Origin of the sequence: Chryseobacterium turcicum, assembly GCF_021010565.1 — a bacterium.
Classification (GTDB): Bacteria; Bacteroidota; Bacteroidia; order Flavobacteriales; family Weeksellaceae; genus Chryseobacterium; species Chryseobacterium turcicum.
Window position 1 is genome coordinate 954,981 of record NZ_JAJNAY010000001.1, and the last position, 19,513, is coordinate 974,493.

Genomic DNA, 19,513 nt, shown 5'->3' on the forward strand with positions numbered 1-19,513 from the left:
TCTTAAAAATTAGTCATCATTTAAGATTTTAAATGTGATTTTTAAGATTATTAGATTTATTAAAACTTAGCCATGATAAAAAAAAACTATCTCTGGCGGTTTTTGCTCTGTCATTTGCTGCTCATGCTTTCTGCATCCTTTAATCTCATTTCTGCACAGACAGGTCCTAATGACGACTTCGATAGCGATGGTATCATTAATTCCATCGATATTGATGATGACAATGACGGGGTGCCCGACGCGGTGGAAAGTCCGTCGTGTTATTACTCTGCTAGTGAATGGAATACCATTGCTAAACCGACAACGAATGCTGTTGCAATAACCTCAGCGTTAACGACTACATTAGGTAACTTCGGCCAGCTCTTAGATAATGTGCCTGCTACATCAGCGGTTACATTTACTGCAGGGCAGGCTATTCAGAATGCTAATGTGTATTTATTTACATTTGCTCAGCCTGTAAGATTAGATGCATTGTATTTAAAATTCAATATTACGAGTCAGTTTGCAAATACGACTAAGATTCAGGGGTCGAATACTAACAATGGCAGTGACTGGGTAGATTTATCAGGGAGTATTGCGGCAGCAGCAGGAACTAATATTACTGCTAATGGTTTGTTAGAGGTAACCAACTCTATTAAATACCCCGTTACCTTAAATACTTCGACGGCCTATAAATATATACGCATAACCGGTGTTGCAGTATCAAATATAGCGGCACAGAATGCTTCAGAAGTGTATTTTGATTTTAATATAGCCAATTATGTGGCATCTTATTATCCCAAAGCAACATGTACGGATGCCAATATAGATGGAGATGGGATTCTTCCACAGTTTGATTTAGATAGCGATGGAGATGGTTGTAGTGATGCTTATGAGGCGGGTGCAACAACCAGCCTTGCAACCAACTATCAATTTACCGGAGCGGTAGGTGTTAACGGATTAGATAATACTTTAGAAACTTTAGATAATGGTATTGTTAATTATACATCAACTTATTATGTGTATGCACAAAATAGTGCAATGCAGGTATGTAAAGATACGGATGGTGATGGTATTTTAGATATCAATGATATCGATGATGATAATGATGGAGTGCTGGATACCTCGGAACAGGTTTTAGAAACTTGTTCTGGTGTTTTTACCGCAGCCTCCAGAGTGGTTTGGAATTCTGCCTTTACGAACTCAAGTACGACAGCAACTGGTAATGCTACAATAAACGGAACACCAGTTACAGTAACAGCTACTACAACCAAGGTGTTTCAAAATCTAATGAATGACCATTGGCATATTGTTTCGGCACCATATGTTGGTTGCCCAGATGTGACGACAGTTGTTAATAATTCTGTAATAAACATTTTTAATAATGATTATACGGTAACCTATACATTTAGTCGCCCTGTAAGGAATCCATCTTTATCATTTTCTTCATTTAATGGAACAGCTGTTCTTTTCCCTCATCCGGTGTATGTTTCCGGTCTTCAGGGGGCGGTTTCGGGTGTCAGCAGTAACACTTACATTACGAGCTTTCCTGCAACTGAAAATATAGTAGCTGTTGTTTATAATGGGGTATTCAATTCGATAAGCTTTAGAGTGGCGGGTTCAGATAATCAAGGATCTGTTTTGCTTAATATACCGTATGTTCTTGATGCAGGTTCACTTACTTATACCTTAACGTCTGGTAGCCCTTTCGGTTATTTAGATATGGATACAGATGGGGATGGTGTTGTAAATCGATTAGATTTAGATTCTGATGGTGATGGTTGTCCGGATGCTAGAGAAGCGAGCGTTTCCTCTAATGCTGGAGCATCGGCTTCGATGTCTGCAAGTGGGGGTGTAATCTATACGGGTGGTATTCCTTCAGGAACAGCTAACGCTTATGTAGGAAACGGAACACCTTCTCAATATGGTGCGAACGGTTTTTTTAACGGAATAGAAACGGTTGCAGAAAGTGGAGTTTATAACGGAACTTATACCTATAACCAATATGCATTAATCAAAGCTTTAAATCTTTGTACTGATACTGACAATGATGGTGTTGTTGATTTTACTGATATTGATGACGATAATGATGGAGTTGTAGATGCAGTAGAGAGTCCTGCTTGTTTCTATACTGCGAATGAATGGAATACAGGGACTAAACCTATCTATGGTGTTACAATCTCTTCAGCGCTAACAACTACTGCCGCTAATTTCAATCAATTAATTGATGGGGTAGGCGGAACTACGGCAGTTGCATTTTCTGCGTCACCAACTCAGGCGATTCAAAATTCGAATGTGTACCTGTTTAATTTTGTTCAGCCTGTAAAACTTGATGCTTTATATCTTCAGTTTAATATAGGAACGCAGTTTGCCGGAACGACAAAGATTCAAGGCTCTAATACCAACAACGGCTCTGACTGGGTAAACTTATCAGCGGACATTGCTGCCACAGCAGCTACTAACACTACAGTTAATGGAGGAGTAAGTGTTACAAATTCTATTAAATATCCTGTGACGCTGAATACGGCTACAGCATATAAATATATTAGAATTACAGGAGGAGCAACTGCGTCAAACATTGTAGCAGCCAATGCTTCGGAAGTTTATTTTGATTTTAATAATGCAGCTTATGTCGCATCGTCTTATCCGAAAGCGATTACTTGCGGCAATGATACCGATAACGATACAATCCCGAATCACAGAGATCTTGATAGTGATGGTGACGGTTGTCCAGATGCAAAAGAATCTGGTGTTTCTGTAAACGCTGGAGCGGTAGCTTCAATGTCTGCTAGTGGTGGGTCAATCTACACGGGAGGTATTCCTTCAGGTACGGCTAATGCTTATGTAGGTAACGGAACGCCTTCTCAATATGGTGCTAATGGTTTCTTTAACGGAATCGAAACAGTTGCAGACAATGGTCTTTATAATGGAACTTACACCTATCAGTTTGCTAATAATAATGCGCTGAATGCTTGTATTGATACCGATGGTGATGGGGTAGGTGATTTAATTGATATTGATGATGATAACGATGGTATTTTGGATATCTTAGAGCAAAACTGTCCTAATGGTAGTAAAACAGGGGTAATCGTAACGAAGCCTGCTACGATTAATTATAGTTTTGATGGCTCTCAAACATTAGCCAATCTGGTAGACGGAACAGATGCTAATGATTATATTATAAATGGCCCTACGGGAACATTGAATAATGCAGAATGGTTCAGGGTAGAGTTTCCATATGCAAGAATACTTTCTTCTTGGGAAGTAGGGCAATATTCAGGGCAGACCTTATTTGCTACCACAAGTACCTATAAAGTACAGGGTAGTAATGATGCGAGTGCTTGGACAGACCTTACGGGAACGTTAACCTACTCTAATGCTCAAAGCGGACAAAGTACGCAACCTAATTCAAACATAGCCAACTTTCCTTCTAATCAAACTGCTTATAAATACTACAGATATTATGGTATCTCTGGTACTACAGGAGGTGGCTGGGCAACAGAATTTTATTTCCAAGACGGAGGCTGTGTCGATATGGATACAGATAATGATGGCATCCCGAATCATTTAGATTTAGATAGCGATGGTGATGGTTGTCCGGATGCATTAGAAGCAGGTGTTTCTGCAAACTCTGGCGCATCAGCTTCAATGTCTGCAAGTGGTGGTAGCGTTTATACTGGAGGTATTCCTTCAGGAACTGCCAATGCTTATGTAGGAAATGGTACACCATCTCAATATGGTGCTAACGGTTTCTTTAATGGAATTGAAACAGTTGCAGATAACGGGATCTATAATGGAGTGTACACTTATGTATTTGCAATAGGCAATAACATTAGTGCATGTGCAGACACAGATGGAGATGGCATCAATGATATCATTGATATTGATGATGATAATGATGGGGTTCCGGATGCGGTAGAAAGCCCGGCGTGTTATTACACTGCTTCAGAATGGAACATGCTAGCAAAACCTTCTTACGGAGTTACTGTTTCTTCAGCATTAACGACAACAACGGCTAATTTTAGTCAGTTGTTAGATGGTCTTGGCACTACAACAGCAGTTGCATTTTCAGCTTCGCCTACTCAGGCTATCCAGAATGCTAATGTTTACTTATTTAATTTTGCACAACCAGCAAGATTAGATGCTTTGTATTTGAAATTCAATACCGCAACACAATTTGCAGGAACAACTAAGATTCAGGGTTCTAATACCAACAATGGTTCAGACTGGGTAGATTTGTCAGTTGCAGTAGCTGCAGGGGCTGGAAATAATACAACAGCAAATGGTCTCATAAGTGTAACAAATTCTATTAAATATCCGGTAACGCTAAATGCAACAACGGCTTATAAATATATAAGAATTACAGGAGTTGCTGCAAGTAATATTGTTGCAGCCAATGCTTCCGAAGTTTATTTTGATTTTAATAATGCGGCGTACGTGGCTTCAAGGTATCCAAAAGCAGTTTGTGCTACTGATGCAGATTCAGACGGTATTTTAAATCATCACGATTTAGATTCAGATGGAGATGGTTGTAGTGATGCGCTGGAGTCTGGGGCAACAACTAACACGACAGTCAATTATCAATTCCCTAATGTTGATTCTAACGGAGATGGTTTGGTAACGGCGGTTGATCCTGAAGGGGATGGTATTGTAAATTACACCTCTACCTATAATGCTTACGGATTAGTGAAAAGTCTTAATGCGTGTTTAGATACTGATGGTGATGGTGTAAATGATGTTGTAGATATTGATGATGATAATGATGGAGTGTTAGATACTGATGAAGGTTTGCTTTGCCCATCTCTTAATATAAGTTGTGAAACTGCAACTACAAGCTATCGTGCGGTAAACTGGACTTCTTTCAATGCGACTACGAATACTGCGGTAGGGTCTGTTGTTTTAGTGAATGGAGAAACGGTAACCGTTAATTATTCGGGTGATGTAAGAAGTTTACAGGCTGCGACTTCATTAGCCTCGACTGCAGAATATTGTCCTACTTCTACAACATCTGGTGCTACCAATATGATTCAAACTTTTAGTGGAGTTGGGGTAGTGCATAGATTTGTATTTTCTAAACCAGTACTGAATCCTGTTTTCCAAATTTGGTCATTAGGCCAATCTGGTGTTCCTGTTACTTATCAGTTTACAACACCTGTAAGTATTTTAAAATCGAATGCAGCGTTAACCCAGCCTAATGCCAATACAATTGTTGGTGCAGAAGGTGACGGGTCTGTCGTTTTTGCAGGAGCTCAAAATGAAATCAGTTTTGTAGCCAATGCATTAGAAAACTGGTCTGGGCTTACATTGGCATTTGGGTTTACTACTGAAGAGGTTGGAGCGTGTACTTCTATAGATACCGATGGCGATGGTATTCCTAATCATTTAGATTTAGATTCTGATGGTGATGGTTGTCCAGATGCTAGAGAGGCAGGGGTTTCTACAAACTCTGGAGCGTCGGCTTCTATGTCTACAAGTGGTGGAGCGATTTATACTGGCGGTATTCCTTCGGGAACAGCTAATGCTTATGTAGGAAATGGTACGCCTTCTCAATATAATGCTAACGGATTCTTTAATGGAATAGAAACGGCTCCAGAAAGTGGAGTTTATAATAGTACTTATACCTATCAATATGCAATAGGCTCTAATTATAGTATTTGTACAGATACAGATGGAGACGGTATTAATGACGTTGATGATATCGATGATGATAATGATGGGATCTTAGATGCAGTAGAAAGCCCAGCTTGTTACTACACGCAAACCGAGGCTGTAGCCATCACGTCAGTAAGTTCTCAACTAGCTTCTTATTCTACATATGTTCCGGCTAATACAATAGATAACAATGCGGCAACGCTTAATGCATTCAACGGAGCTCTTAACTGGGTTGGTTTAGAATTGTATAAACTTAGACCTGCAACACCGATCGCGATTAGCTCTATGCAGCTTGATCTTACTACATGGGCGCTGTCATCTACAGCGGCAATGACCTTTAAATTACAAGGTTCTGTTAATGGTGCATCTTGGACTGATCTTTCAGGTGCTGTTTCATCGGTTACAACTAGCGGAACACTTACGGTTAACAATACATTATTGCCTAACAATGTGTATGGGTATTATCGTTTGGTAGGTGTAGCGGGTACTTCATACTATGGAGGTGTTACAGAGATACGATTAGTCCCTAATAATTATATCGCTTCTGCACACCCAAAACCTACTTGTACCAATGATACTGATGGGGATGGAATTCCGAATCATCATGATTTAGATTCTGATGGCGATGGCTGTAGTGATGCTCAGGAAGGTGGAGCTACTAGTAACTTAACGGCTAATTATCAATTTACCGGAGCGGTAGGTGTTAATGGATTAAATAATACGTTAGAAACTCTGGATAATGGAATTGTAAATTATACATCAACATACGGTCTTTATGGAATTAACGCTTCTATTAAAGCTTGTGTTGATACTGATGGTGATGGTGTTGTAGATGTTATAGATATTGATGATGATAACGATGGGGTATTAGATGTTAATGAGACAATTAGTTGCCCTGTTGTGGATAGTTCACCAAGATCAATTGTTTGGGACATCGAATCAGAAAAAATGACGGCTGCAAATTTAGCTTATTTTACTGTAAAACCTCAAATGGTAGTGTCGGGAACTGGTGCTACGATTGTAGGGGCAGGCGGTGCTTGGAACTTGACTGGGCTTAATAATGATTCTTCACTTTCTGATGCTATTACTAAAGGAGATTATCAGCAGGGGCAATTTAAAACTGCTAATAACTACATATATATCGACGGCTTTTTATATTATACCATGAGTACATTGATTAATGTTGGTGTTTTGATAGATGATGACCCGTCTTTCGCTGACCCTATTGTTGTTAATAATCCAGTTTCTGCTCCTTCAAATTCAGGAACTGTAGACTTGTGGCAGAAAATGAATGTTTCTAATCCGACAATGCTTAAGCCTAATACAATGTATTATGTTAGATTTTACGATTTAACAACGTTAACATCTATAACACATGATTTGGTAGGATTAAGCTTTCAGGTAGGGTCGGCAGGTAATATAATTTGTGGTGCAGACATTGATACCGATAACGATGGGATTCCGAATCGTTTAGATCTTGATAGTGATGGCGACGGTTGTCCAGATACCAAAGAAGCAATTCTTTATAACCATATAACCGAGGCTTCAATAACGGCTAATGTGCAAAATGGAAGTGGAGGCGCAGTAACTTCTACAGTATCTACCCCTAATGCAATGGTTCCTGGTCCTTACGGAAGCAATGGTTTTGCTGATGCTTTGCAATTGGCAAGTAATCCTGATGCTTACAAATATGTTTATACATATGCCTTTGTTGCAGATAATATGAATGTGAGTTCCTGTAGTAATAAGTTTCTGTTTGATATCGATTCTGATGATGATGGTATTCCAGATGCAGTAGAGTCTCCATCTTGTTTCTATACCGAGGTACAGGCTATGGATATTACAGAAGGAGTAACTTCAGATTTTGGATGGGCAACAGCCAATCCACTTACTAATACTTATGATGATAATACAACAAGCTATGGCGCAGTAAATTCTACAGCTAGTATTCAGAATAAAGCATTAATTACGTTTGATTTACCGGTGATTGACGCTTGGTTTATCAATAATGTAAAACTGAATGTTGGTGCTACTTTTGGTGCAGGAAAATGGAAGTTACAAGGTTTAGATATGGTGTCTAATACCTGGACAGATCTTTCTGTGGTAGCCGGTCAGGCTTTGAGTGCTGGTATAATTACATTTAATAATACATTGCAGCCTACTGTAAGATATCATACGTATAGAATTATAGGAGTTGATAATGTGAATATTGTTAATGCAGCACGATTAATAGAATTCAGTATTCAGTATAATAATTATAACCCATCGTTCCACCGTACCAAAATGGGCTGTAGCTCTGATGCAGATGGTGATGGCGTACCTAATTATATTGATAGAGATAGTGATGGTGATGGCTGTCCAGATGCGGTAGAAGCGGGTATTCCTCTTTCATTGTTAGGTCCTGCGAGCTTCTTTAATATTGGAGGACAAGTTTCTGGAGATCATGTTATCGTTACTGGTGCTTATGGCGCTAATGGTATGGGAGATTCGGTAGAAACTACACCAGATAGCGGTATCGTTAATTATACTTCTACATATACTGTCTATGCTAACAATAAATCGCTCAACTTCTGTACCGATACAGATGGTGATGGTGTTTCGGATCTTACGGATCTTGATGATGATAATGATGGGGTGCTAGATCTTACAGAATGTGCTTATCCGGCTGCAGGAAGTGTCGCGAATAATAACAATAGATTTGTATATTGGGATAATACAGGAGCAAGTGCACAAGGAGTTAATTCGGTTCCTGCTTATATTGCAAGCATTGGGGCTTGGACGGCAGGTAGCGGTCTAGTAGCATCGAACACTCCTGGTTATATCAATGTGGCTAATGTCAATGGTAATACCTTAGCAGATGCTTTTGCAAGTAATGAATACTTAGAGCATCCATTTACCACTACGGCTGATAACTACAACTTTTTGTATGATATAAGAACATCTGCTATTAATGCTACTAATTATCATTCGGCAGTCCTAATTTCAGATGATAATTTTGTGACCTATACCATTTTAAATATCGATATGGCTAGAGCTGCAAGTGGTAATATTGTTTATGATATTAGTGATTATCAACTGAATCCATCTACATCTTATAAAGTGAGAACCTATTTTTGGGGTGCTACGACATTTACTTTTGATGATTTTACACTCTTTGGATATAGCGAATGTGATACCGATAATGACGGGGTTCCTAACCGTTTAGATTTAGATAGTGATGGCGATGGTTGTACCGATGCTTCAGAATCAGGAACGGTAGCCTATGCATTAGCGCAGACGGGTGGCCAGACATCAGCTGCAACGGTGGTTAATACAAGCGGTACTATTACAGGTGTTGCTAATGCAATTGTAGGAAATAATACCCCTTCTGATTATAGTGCTAACGGTTTCTATAATAAGATAGAGTCAAATGATCTAGCGAATGCTACTTATAACGGAACTTATACGTACTCTAATGCAATCAATGCATTAATTGCAACTTGTCCAATACTTTGTTACAAGCCTGCAGTTACGGTGGGAATTGTTTTAGATACCAAACAAGGGATTACTTCATTACAAAGAGCGGGTACAGATAATGACAATTGGCCAATGGTAAGAAAAGGAGCTTGGACAGCACTTGAATCTAAAACCAAAGGATTTGTACCAAATAGATTAACGATAGCACAAATCAACAGTATTCCTGCGACTAATCTTGTAGAAGGAATGATGGTGTACAATATTACTTCAGACTGTTTATATATTAATACGGACGGAACTGCAACAGGTTGGAAGTGCTTTAATACACAAACGTGTCCTTAAAATAATTAATAACACTTGAAAAATATGAACACAATAAAAAACATAATCACTGCAGCAGTACTCTTCATGGGTACGCTGCAGATTTCAGGTCAGGTGGCGATAGGAAAATCTCCTACGGTGAATCCTTCTATATCTTTAGAGTTCGGAAATGAAAACCGTGGAATTATTTTACCCTGGGTGACCAATACAGGAGCGGTTACAGGAGCGGTAAACGGAACCATGGTGTATGACCTTTCTGATCATAAAGTAAAAACAAAATATTCAGGAGGCTGGAAAGATCTTTCCGTTGATGCTACAGGTGTTACTGTAGATCCCAACACAGCGGCAGACGGTGTTGTTATACAGAATTCACATGACGAGAATACCAATGCAAAAGTTTCTGTAGGAACTACTCAAACCTCAGATGCCGGAATTTTAGTTTTGGAAGATACAGACAAAGCGATGGTTTTGCCGAAAGTGGCAAGTCCGCATCTTAACATTATCAATCCTGCTCCAGGAATGATGGTTTACGATACTACAGCAAAGCAGCTTGCCGTGTTCAACGGTACGGTCTGGAGTTTTTGGAAACCGTAATAAGCATTGTTTTATACTATTTTGCTCTTCGGCATTATAATATAAAGATAAAATTAGAATGGATTGAAGTATCGCTTCAATCCATTTTTTTATGCTAAAAAAAATAAAACATAGCCCAAATACCTGCGTAATGATGGTGTAGGTGAGAATAATCTGAAGAAAGAAAGAAAAAATAAAAAAAATCTAAAAATGATTTGGAAATAAAGAAAAAAGCTTTAAATTTGCATCACCAAAATAAAGAGACCCATAGTGTAACGGTAGCACTCCGGTTTTTGGTACCGTCAGTTGGGGTTCGAATCCCTGTGGGTCTACATTTTGAAGCAATCTTTTGATAATCAGAAGATTGCTTTTTTTTTGTTTCATTCTTTAATAATTTGTAATTCTTTAGTTAATCCAAGAATTGCCAAATTTCAAATATTCCCTTCATTTTATCCAATATTTTTCATCATTTTTTATTCAAAGTGATTGTGTGGTTTCGGAATGAGTTGACAACCAGTGTTTTTTTTGATGAAAATTATGGTTTAAAAAGCATTTTACAGCAATGATTTTTAATCATTTTACCACTATTTATTTTTTCTAATTTGCTCTAAAAAAACATTAAAATTATTTTAAAAGTAATGCTAAAAAGAGGTTTTCAGAGAAAGAGTACAATAAAATTTTGTAGATTTAAGCTTACCAAAAATCATAGCCTGAATTTTAACCTGTAATTTTTTAACGGATGCTAAGTCTTATAAAATCTAAAATCATTAAATTATATCAGTTTATTTCTTATCATGGGTTAGATGATTCAGATACAAATAGAGATAAGGATTTTACGATTATGCTTAATCAATATTTCTTTCTACTATGCGTCATCTTTTTATTTCAAGGCTTTATAACGTATTTATTAATAGGACTAGAATTTAATGTATTTTTTTTAGGAATAACTGCATTGATAATTGCTCTATCTAGCTTTTTCTTTAAAAAATTTATTAAAAGCAGATACTTTATATTTTCAGTTTTTATCTATTTAACGTTAGTTGTTACTTATTACGCATCGATTACTGGCGTAGAGAGTGGCTGTTATATATATTATTTTTCAATACTCGCTGCGGTACCTATTTTTTTTAGTGTGAAAAAAGATACCGTTTTTGTGCTGTCAATATTTTTATTTGTGGTGGTTTGTCTATATGTTTCTGCATTCAATAATTTTCAATTATGGGGAGTAGAAGCACAATTTTCTCACAAAGGATTAGAGCATGGTTTTTTACTTCTAAATTTAACGTGTAAACTTCTTTTACTTGGTGTTAATTATTTCTTTTTAGAAGAAAAAAGAAATGATTACTATAAAGCACTTCATCGAAATACTTTAAAAAGAGAAAAAATAGACAATCTAAATACTGAAATAAAAGCATTAAGAGAACTTTTTAATACAGAAGAACTCTCGGATGAAAATTTCAAAGATTTATTAATTTCTATTTCCTTGAATGATGTTGTATTTCTTGAAAAATTTCAACGAATATTTCCTTACTTTAAGAAAAATCTATTTGATAATACTGGAGTTTCACTTTCTACTTCAGAACTTACCTTGTGTGCTATAATGAAATTAGGACTTACGACTAAAGAGATTTCAATTCATACCGATGCTTCGTTAAAAGCCATCGAAGGAAGAAAATACCGATTAAGAAAAAAACTAAATATACCCTCCGATATTGATTTTACATTATGGTTTTCTAACTTTTAATGAATATTGAGTTATTTTATTTGTTGTTGATTTACAGTGTTTTATAAAATAGATTAGCCTTTTTTTTACTCGCGTGGGATAATGAGGGTTTGTATATGATAGGTCTCATTGATGATCCATCTATATTTGCATTAAACATTAATATGTGATTTATTTTTAAAAATATATCACTATTTCGACTCTACAATATTTGTCATTTTAACGCAAATTATAAGAAATTTTACCTTGTGTAAATAGCTTATAAGATGTCCGTTTTTATATTACTTTCCTATGTTTCTTTATTTAATATTAATACAAATTCTTTTAATGATAAGACCTCCTCCTTTGTTTTTTCAAAAGGAAGATTCAGCTTAATATAATAATGAAAAAAAAAATAATGAAAAAATATATATTACTATTGATGAGCTTTTTTTGTTTGTCATTAAATTTTGCGCAAGTAGGGATAAATACAGATAAACCAGCTTTGTATGCGGGTTTACATATTTCTGAGCGAATGGATCCCGCAAGTACAACTCCGGATAAATACAATGGAATTATTATTCCGCGCTATACCGAAACTCAACGAGATACAGAACTTACGCCGAATATGAACACGGCACAAAACAGCATGTTGATTTATAATATTACTGAGGATTGTTATAATTATTGGAATCATGCAGAGCAGGAATGGAAAAGCCTTTGTGGTGCTTTAGGAAAATCTCAGTTCACTTTTGATTGTGCGGCAATAGAAGTGAAAGGAAATTATGTAAGAGGAAAAGAGCTTGATTCTTCCAATTATCTAGCGGTTCCGGTAACAGTGACTAAGGCAGGCGAATATACATTTTATGCAACCACCACAAATGGATACAGCTTTTTTGTATCAGGAACTTTTCTTAAGCCAGGTTCTTACACTATACAAGCTGTCGGACAAGGAACTCCTGTTGTAGCACAGACCGATGATTTAGCAATTAATGCTAATGGTGTTGAGGTTAATTGTACACCGCCGGTGAGAGTAAATGTTCAGACTGATATTGCGACCTATACGTTGATTTGTTCTTCTGTTTCTGTACACGGTACCTATTTGAAAGGGGTGGCATTGGCATCAAGTAATAATATCACATTGAATGTAAATGTGAGCAATCCGGGATCATATATAATCACCACAACAATGTTAAATGGTGTGATTTTTACTGCAACAGGTGTATTTTCTTCTACAGGTACAAATACGGTGACATTAATGGGAAGTGGAGCGCCTACTGTAAATGCAAATTTTGATGTAACCATCACATCCAATACTTTTGCAGGTAATGCAACGTGTAATGCGCAAATACCAATCACTTTGCCTGCTATGACTTATGCTGTGATTGGTGCTGATAACGTGTATTCGTGGCATCCAAATAATATCAGAGCCAAGGCTTTTAATAGTTCGAGTTTTGGACCTTCTGGTAAAGTTAAAATGGTTTCTTTTAATAATTTATGGAACACCAATAATCCTGCTACAGCGATAACTAATTTAAATGGTACAGTAAAACCTGATGTTGTATTGTACTACTCATTTGGTTTGGCTCCTACTGCTGGATTGGCCACTGCACTGAATAATTATGTAAATGCCGGAGGGGTTTTAATCTATGGTACAGCAGATAATGATGCCAATGGAACGAATACGATACTGAACGGGATTTTTGGAGAAAGTAATGCGCAACAACAAATTGCGGGTACTGGTTCTGTGGATGATAATGTTTACCCAATCAATAGTTTGCAAAACGACCCTATTATTAATGGGCCATTTGGGAATACTGCAGGAAAATACTGGGGCGAAGATAATAGCTCTACAGGAACTATTATCGTTAAAAAGCTTCCTGCTAATTCGGTACAGGTTGCAGCTGCTAATAATCAATTTTCAAAATACACCGTAGACCCTTCCTATTCTACAGTTTGGTATAACGACACCAAGAATTTTGTGTATTTTGGTGATTCGGTAGGAGCTTCTGAAACCTCAACGAGTGAATTAGAGTATCCGAGTTTATATAATAACGGAGTTCCTTTGACTAAAAGATACGGGCAGTATCCGAATCAAGGAACTCAGGCTCAATTTGTCTATAACTCTATTCTGGAGCTGAATGCTGTAGCATTGGCAATCAGAAAAGCCGCGACAATGGGGATTAATCCTCATTAGTGAAAAATCTTACCATTTAAATTTTGAAAGAGTAATACATCATCAGTTACTCAGCTCAATATTTGTTTGCTATCAATTACGAAAAGCCTTGTTAATCAATCGATTTTCAAGGCTTTTTTATGTTTGATAAGTGAAATTGAGATTGGCAGCCTTATTTTAAATTTCATTATTTTACAACTAGCCCAGATTGCAACGGCATCCTTTTTTGTTGAAAGGAATAGGGGATGGGACAAAAAAGATAGAGTGGAAAGCTGGAAAAAGCTTCTAAAAAAAAATAGGCTTCGATGGACTTAAATAGTTTCTAAAAACTTGCTTTCACCTGCATACTCCCAATGTGGATGGTTCTTTCGCCAGAATTTCTTCCTTCGTAATTTAAATTTAACTGCAGAAAAGAGTTGATGGCTTGCTGAATAAAAACACTCCAGACCTGATTTTTTCCTGGTTTTAAACCATCAAGCATTTGGTTTCCTACAATACTGAAGCTATTTCCAGTAAAATCATTGTTGATAAATGAGAAATTTCCTCTAATTGATGTTTTCTTGCGCTCCCATTGGATGGTTCCGGTAATATCAAATGCTTTTAAGAGTTCTTCACCGTCTTTTCTCTGTTTTTCACGGTAAGCCGATGAAAATTCTGCCTGAATAGCGTCGGTGAATTTATAGGTCGCTTTTGGCTTGGTTTCAAAATTATTAAGCCTGTAATCTCTTGTTGCAAAGAGTTGTGATGAGTTTTTTAAATCGTGAATAGAGTTCTCCCAATCGATTCTGAATTCTTTATTAAACCAATATCCTACATTCACAAAATTGGAAGTCTGATTTCTTTCTTCATTACTGAAATTGGCATTCAGGAGGTTGTCATTTTGTATAAAACGGTAATTTCCGTTCCAGCCAGATTTTTCGGTAGGATTAAACTGCATCGACATCAAAATGTTCTGATTTTTTAGAATCTGATTTTCACCTTTTTCAAAAGGATTTATCACCAAAACTTTATCTTTTTTGTAGAATGAATTCTGAGAATTTAATGAAATATTAAAATTCCAGCGTTTTAAAAATTTATTTTCTGAACTGAAAACAACCGCCGGATTAACAAATAAAGCGAGCTGTAATTTATTTTTATTAGAAGGAATATACCGCACCGAATTGGTGTAAATTCTGATATATTGAGCCAAGTCAGAATATTCTGCAATCTCAAATTCGTCGAGTTGTTGCACGCCATCACCGTTGTAGTCGGTCCATTTGTAAATACCTTGTCCGTCGGTAACTTTAATGTATTGAAATTCTCTCTGCGCTTCCTGTCCGTTTCCTAATTCATAAAACGCCTGAAGACGCATTCCGTTTTTGAATAATTGCTGGTTATACAAAATATTACCCACCACAAAATCTTTATTTTGGTCTGTATCTACAATATCATCTTTATAGAAGAATTTTCTGTAGTGTAGTAAAGCGTTTAAGGTTGTTTTTTCAGTTTTAATGATTTGACTTTCTGCCATGAAACCTAAAATTCTGTTGGTGTTCTGAAGTCTGTTGTCGCGTACCGAGTCATTTTCTCTCACGTACATTTTCGCTAAAAGCTTCGTTCTTGTGCTGTCGCCTATTTTTTTCTGTACGAAAAGTTCTTTCCAACTAAAACTTGTGACATCCATCAACTGAGTGTCGTTGTATTTTTTTTCATTGTGCTCCATGCTTCCGCCTACTGCCCAGCTTCCTTTTTTGCCGGTATACTCGGTTCCTGCTCCTCCACGGATGAATTTTGTGTCTTGCAGAGTAGCATTGGTATTAAGGTAAGATAAATTTCCTTTTGTGTTGAATTTTCCTTTAATCCAGCCAAAATCAAGGTCATTTTTTGTTCCTTTATAAGAATCCTGCTCGTCAAGATAATTGATTCTGTAGTTTAAAGTAGATTTATTATTCCATTTATTAAGAAAGCTGAAAATGAAACGGTTTTGCGTTAAACCATTAAATTCTTTCGCTAAGTTGAAGTCACGGGAGAATTCTACATCATTAATACGGTCTAAAATATGAAACTGCTTTTCAATATATTGGTACTCAAAACTTGGAGTACCTTTCCAGCTGTTTTTAGTGAATGTTTTGTTTCCAAAAATCCTAGCTGCATATCCCAAATTCTGGTCAGAATCTTTTGATGAAAACAGGTTGATGTCGTAATTACTCAACGAGATATCAGTACCTATTTTACCGTCTTTCAACAAATATTCAGAGTTTAAAGTATAAACCTGAGATTTTTGTGGTGAAGGAAGTTTTCTTACCGCACGATAATCTCCTAAATTGGGGCCAACGTATTCGAAAACCCTTCCGTTATTGGTCGTTTGAGTGAGTTTGTAATCTCCAAGATTGGCTCCAAAATAAGTAAACGAAACTTGATACAAAGTTTGGGTAGCATCTGTAGAAAACTGATAATAATTTCCGTTAGGACTCAGAACAAGACTGTAAAGAATTTTGTTGACATCGTATTCTGCAACGACACCTGAAGGTGCGTACATTAAGTTTAAATCATTTCCGGCATCTGCTAAAATCTGCTCGTCTTCTTTAGATAAATTTAAAGCTAATGGAGCATTTTTATTATCATTCTCCATAAACCAGTTTAAGCCTATTTTTAATTTTTCTCTTTGATGCTCAACTTTTCCGGTAAATAAGTATCTAGAGTAATTTCTGTTGGCGTAATTGAAAGAAATGGTAATGAAATTCTGTTGGAAAATCGGTCTGAAACTGGTAAAAGTAACTTCTCCTGTATTGTAATTAATGATATAATCTTGGTTTTCTCCACGTTTCATCAAGATACCATCGATGAAAACCTGCTCTGAACCAGAAATTAGGGTAATAAACTGCTCGCCATTTTTCCCGGTTAAACGATACGGTCCCTGGTTTCCTTCAATACCCTGAAAACGAATTCTGTGAAATTCGCTTCGTGCAACACCCGCTGAAATATCTACAAAAGTTTTGTTATCAGTCCCAAGCTGAGTCTGAAACTGAATTCCCATGCTTCGACGCTGATATTTGGCAAAATAATTTTTAGAATCTACCAAATCTAAATGTCCGGCTCTAAGAATAGATTTATCCTTAATATTAAGCTGCATATAAATTTTGTCAAATTCTTCTAAAGTCTGCGTGTAACCATCTGCCTGAATCGGTAAATTGTGGTCTGAAATACTTGCTAAAACGGTAACATCTTTTGAAAGCCTACCGGAAATTTGAAGGTCCATCGAGCTTTGTACCGACTGTCCCTGATTATTACCAAAAGTAATCCCTCGAATAATTGAACCTTTTGAATTTAATTCTCCTAAAAATCTTTTAGAATCATTCTTTGCCAATACCGCTTCATCTACAATAATTCGGTTGCTGGTTTTCACAAAATCCATGGTGTCTTTTGCGAAAATATCCCGTCCGAATTTTAAAGCGAGAATACTGTCTTTTTTTATTGCTAAAATACTGTCATTCTTAGAAGAGATAGAATCTTTAGGGATATTGGGATTTTTCCATGAAAATATTTGAGCATTATTCATTGATAAGCCCATGAAAAAAAGTACGAATATCAGAATAGAATTCTGCAAGTCTTTAAAAATAATTGGTAAAAATAACTAAAAAATGTGAACCGTTTCCTCTTTAGCATTATTAACAGTAAATTAACCTTAATATTGTCTCAAAGAGAAAAATTGCCCTAATTTTGCCATGTAAATTATTAATAATTAAAAAATTAAGTTATGAAAAAAGTTTTTATTATCTTGGGTATTGCTTTTTCAGCAATTATGATTGATGCGCAAGTTTCAATGGCACAGATCTATGCAAATGGAGGGAATTCTGGAGCAACTTACAATAGAGATTTTGTAGTTCTTTTCAATAAAACTAGCTCAGCTGTTAATATGTCTGGATGGTCTATACAATATGGATCAGCAACTTCTACTGCTAGTTGGAGTGGAAAAGTAACACTTCCTGCAGGTGCAACTATTGCTCCATACTCTTACTATTTAGTTGGGCTTGCTTCTAATAATGTTAATACGGGAGCTGTTTTACCTGTTGCTGTTGATTTTGATGGAGGTTTATCTGGTAGTGGTACTGTTAACTTGGGAGGAAATGGTAAAGTTGCACTAATGAGTAACGATACCACAATCAATGGAGCGTCTCCTACTGGTGCTATTGATTTTGTTGGTATGGGTACAGCGAATGCATCAGAAGGTACTGATACTAGCGTTGTAGGATCTGCAACTAATTCTATTTTTAGACTAAATGGAGGTTGTACTGATACCAATAATAATGGAGCTGATTTTATAATTGGTGCTGTTAATCCAATTAACTCAAGTGCAGCTGTGAACAACTGTGGAACTTTAAGTATTACTGATGTAGTTTTATCTAAATCAAACTTCATAAAAAACACTTTCGTTAAAAATGACGAAATCACTTTTGGAGCAGATGCAAAAGAAGTTAAAATTTATACATTAACGGGTCAATTAGTGAAAACAGCTTCTGTAAAAGCTAACGGAACTTTAAATATTGCTGAATTAGCTGAAGGTAACTATATCGTTACAGGAACTGTAAATAATCAAGCTGTTTCTCAGAAAATTTTGAAAAACTAATTTTCGATTAATTATCACTCGAAATTAATATTGCAAACCGCTTCTAAGAAGTGGTTTTTTTTTCTTCAATATGTGATTTTGTTTTTAATAATTCAAAACATGTGGTATATGATTGTTGATATGGTATTAATTTTGTATAAATTATTATCAATCAACTAAAATATAACATTATGAAAAAAGTATTTACTTTTATCGGACTCGTTTCGATAGCTGCATTCTCTAATGCCCAGATTGTTATTAATGAAATCTATACCGGTGGCGGACTTCTTGGTGCCGCGATTACCAATGATTTCATAGAATTGAAAAATATTGGAACTTCTACTTCTTCTCTCAATGGTGCAACTCTTCAATACGCATCAGCTTCCGGAGCTTTCACTCAGTATAATAATTTACCCAGCATTACTTTAAATCCGGGGCAAACCTATTTAATTCAACAAGGCTCAGATGGATTAGGTGGATTGATTAATTTGCTTAATCCTAATCTCATAGTGACTGTTTTGCTCAATTTAGATGGATCGCCTGCGGTTGGGATAGGGATTGGTCTTGCACTTACTTCGGGTAAAGTTGCTCTCGCAAGCAATGCTACTACAGTTACAGGGCCTACAGCAACAAATGTTTTAGATTTTGTAGGGTACGGATTGGCAAATCAGCATGAAGGAAGTGGAGCAGCTCCATCACCAACGATTTTAAATTCAATCAGTAGAACGATTGGAGATACGAACAATAATTCTGTAGACTTTACTATTTCCTTACCCACTCCGCAGTCCACATCGGGAACGTTAGCGGTAAGTGATATTAGAGATACCTCCAAAAAGTCAGGATTTATTAAAAATTCATTGGTGAAAAATAATGAAATCATTTTCGAAGCGGGTGTCAGAGATGTTAAAATCTATACATTATCTGGCCAGTTAGTAAAAACAGCTTCTGTAAAAAATGGCGCATCATTAAACGTTGCTGAATTACAAAAAGGAAACTATATTGTAACTGGTTTTGTTGATAATCAACCAGTTTCTCAGAAAGTTTTGAAAGATTAATTTCTTAGAAAATA

The 19,513-nt window shown here is 36.4% G+C and carries 7 protein-coding genes and 1 tRNA gene; 7 read left to right on the plus strand and 1 reads right to left on the minus strand.

The window, feature by feature from the left end:
- Positions 1-72 precede the first annotated feature (72 nt).
- The 5 genes from LO744_RS04485 (at position 73) to LO744_RS04505 (ending at position 13,880) form a co-directional block, all read left to right on the plus strand.
- Positions 73-9,429, plus strand: coding sequence for a discoidin domain-containing protein (locus LO744_RS04485; RefSeq protein ID WP_230667382.1), 9,357 nt, complete (start codon positions 73-75; stop codon positions 9,427-9,429).
- A gap of 24 nt (positions 9,430-9,453) precedes the next feature.
- Positions 9,454-10,002, plus strand: a complete 549-nt coding sequence (locus LO744_RS04490) for a hypothetical protein (protein WP_230667383.1) — start codon at positions 9,454-9,456, stop codon at positions 10,000-10,002.
- A 240-nt stretch (positions 10,003-10,242) separates the two neighbouring features.
- Positions 10,243-10,313, plus strand: a tRNA-Gln gene (locus tag LO744_RS04495).
- Between the two features lie 407 nt (positions 10,314-10,720).
- Entirely contained in the window at positions 10,721-11,725 is a 1,005-nt protein-coding gene (locus LO744_RS04500; protein WP_230667384.1) for a helix-turn-helix transcriptional regulator, read from the plus strand.
- A gap of 376 nt (positions 11,726-12,101) precedes the next feature.
- Positions 12,102-13,880: an autotransporter outer membrane beta-barrel domain-containing protein gene (locus LO744_RS04505; protein WP_230667385.1), complete on the plus strand. Its 1,779-nt coding sequence runs from the start codon at positions 12,102-12,104 to the stop codon at positions 13,878-13,880.
- Positions 13,881-14,181: 301 nt separating this feature from the next.
- On the opposite strand, the gene LO744_RS04510 is transcribed toward LO744_RS04505, so the two are convergent.
- Positions 14,182-17,397 carry a hypothetical protein gene (locus tag LO744_RS04510; protein WP_230667386.1) on the minus strand — a complete coding sequence of 1,072 codons (3,216 nt, stop codon included), beginning with the start codon at positions 17,395-17,397 and terminating at the stop codon, positions 14,182-14,184.
- Between the two features lie 198 nt (positions 17,398-17,595).
- Between LO744_RS04510 and LO744_RS04515 the strand changes: the two genes are divergently transcribed.
- On the plus strand, positions 17,596-18,465 hold the full coding sequence (locus tag LO744_RS04515; RefSeq protein ID WP_230667387.1) for a lamin tail domain-containing protein: 870 nt from the start codon (positions 17,596-17,598) through the stop codon (positions 18,463-18,465).
- A gap of 170 nt (positions 18,466-18,635) precedes the next feature.
- Positions 18,636-19,499, plus strand: coding sequence for a lamin tail domain-containing protein (locus LO744_RS04520; protein WP_230667388.1), 864 nt, complete (start codon positions 18,636-18,638; stop codon positions 19,497-19,499).
- Positions 19,500-19,513: the final 14 nt, after the last annotated feature.

Excerpts from the sequence above, each read along its gene's own strand:
- LO744_RS04515 (WP_230667387.1), top strand. The coding sequence starts at position 17,596 with ATGAAAAAAGTTTTTATTATCTTGGGTATTGCTTTTTCAGCAATTATG.
- LO744_RS04520 (WP_230667388.1), top strand. The coding sequence starts at position 18,636 with ATGAAAAAAGTATTTACTTTTATCGGACTCGTTTCGATAGCTGCATTC.
- LO744_RS04500 (WP_230667384.1), top strand. The coding sequence starts at position 10,721 with ATGCTAAGTCTTATAAAATCTAAAATCATTAAATTATATCAGTTTATT.
- LO744_RS04490 (WP_230667383.1), top strand. The coding sequence starts at position 9,454 with ATGAACACAATAAAAAACATAATCACTGCAGCAGTACTCTTCATGGGT.
- LO744_RS04505 (WP_230667385.1), top strand. The coding sequence starts at position 12,102 with ATGAAAAAATATATATTACTATTGATGAGCTTTTTTTGTTTGTCATTA.
- LO744_RS04510 (WP_230667386.1), bottom strand. The coding sequence starts at position 17,397 with ATGAATAATGCTCAAATATTTTCATGGAAAAATCCCAATATCCCTAAA.
- LO744_RS04485 (WP_230667382.1), top strand. The coding sequence starts at position 73 with ATGATAAAAAAAAACTATCTCTGGCGGTTTTTGCTCTGTCATTTGCTG.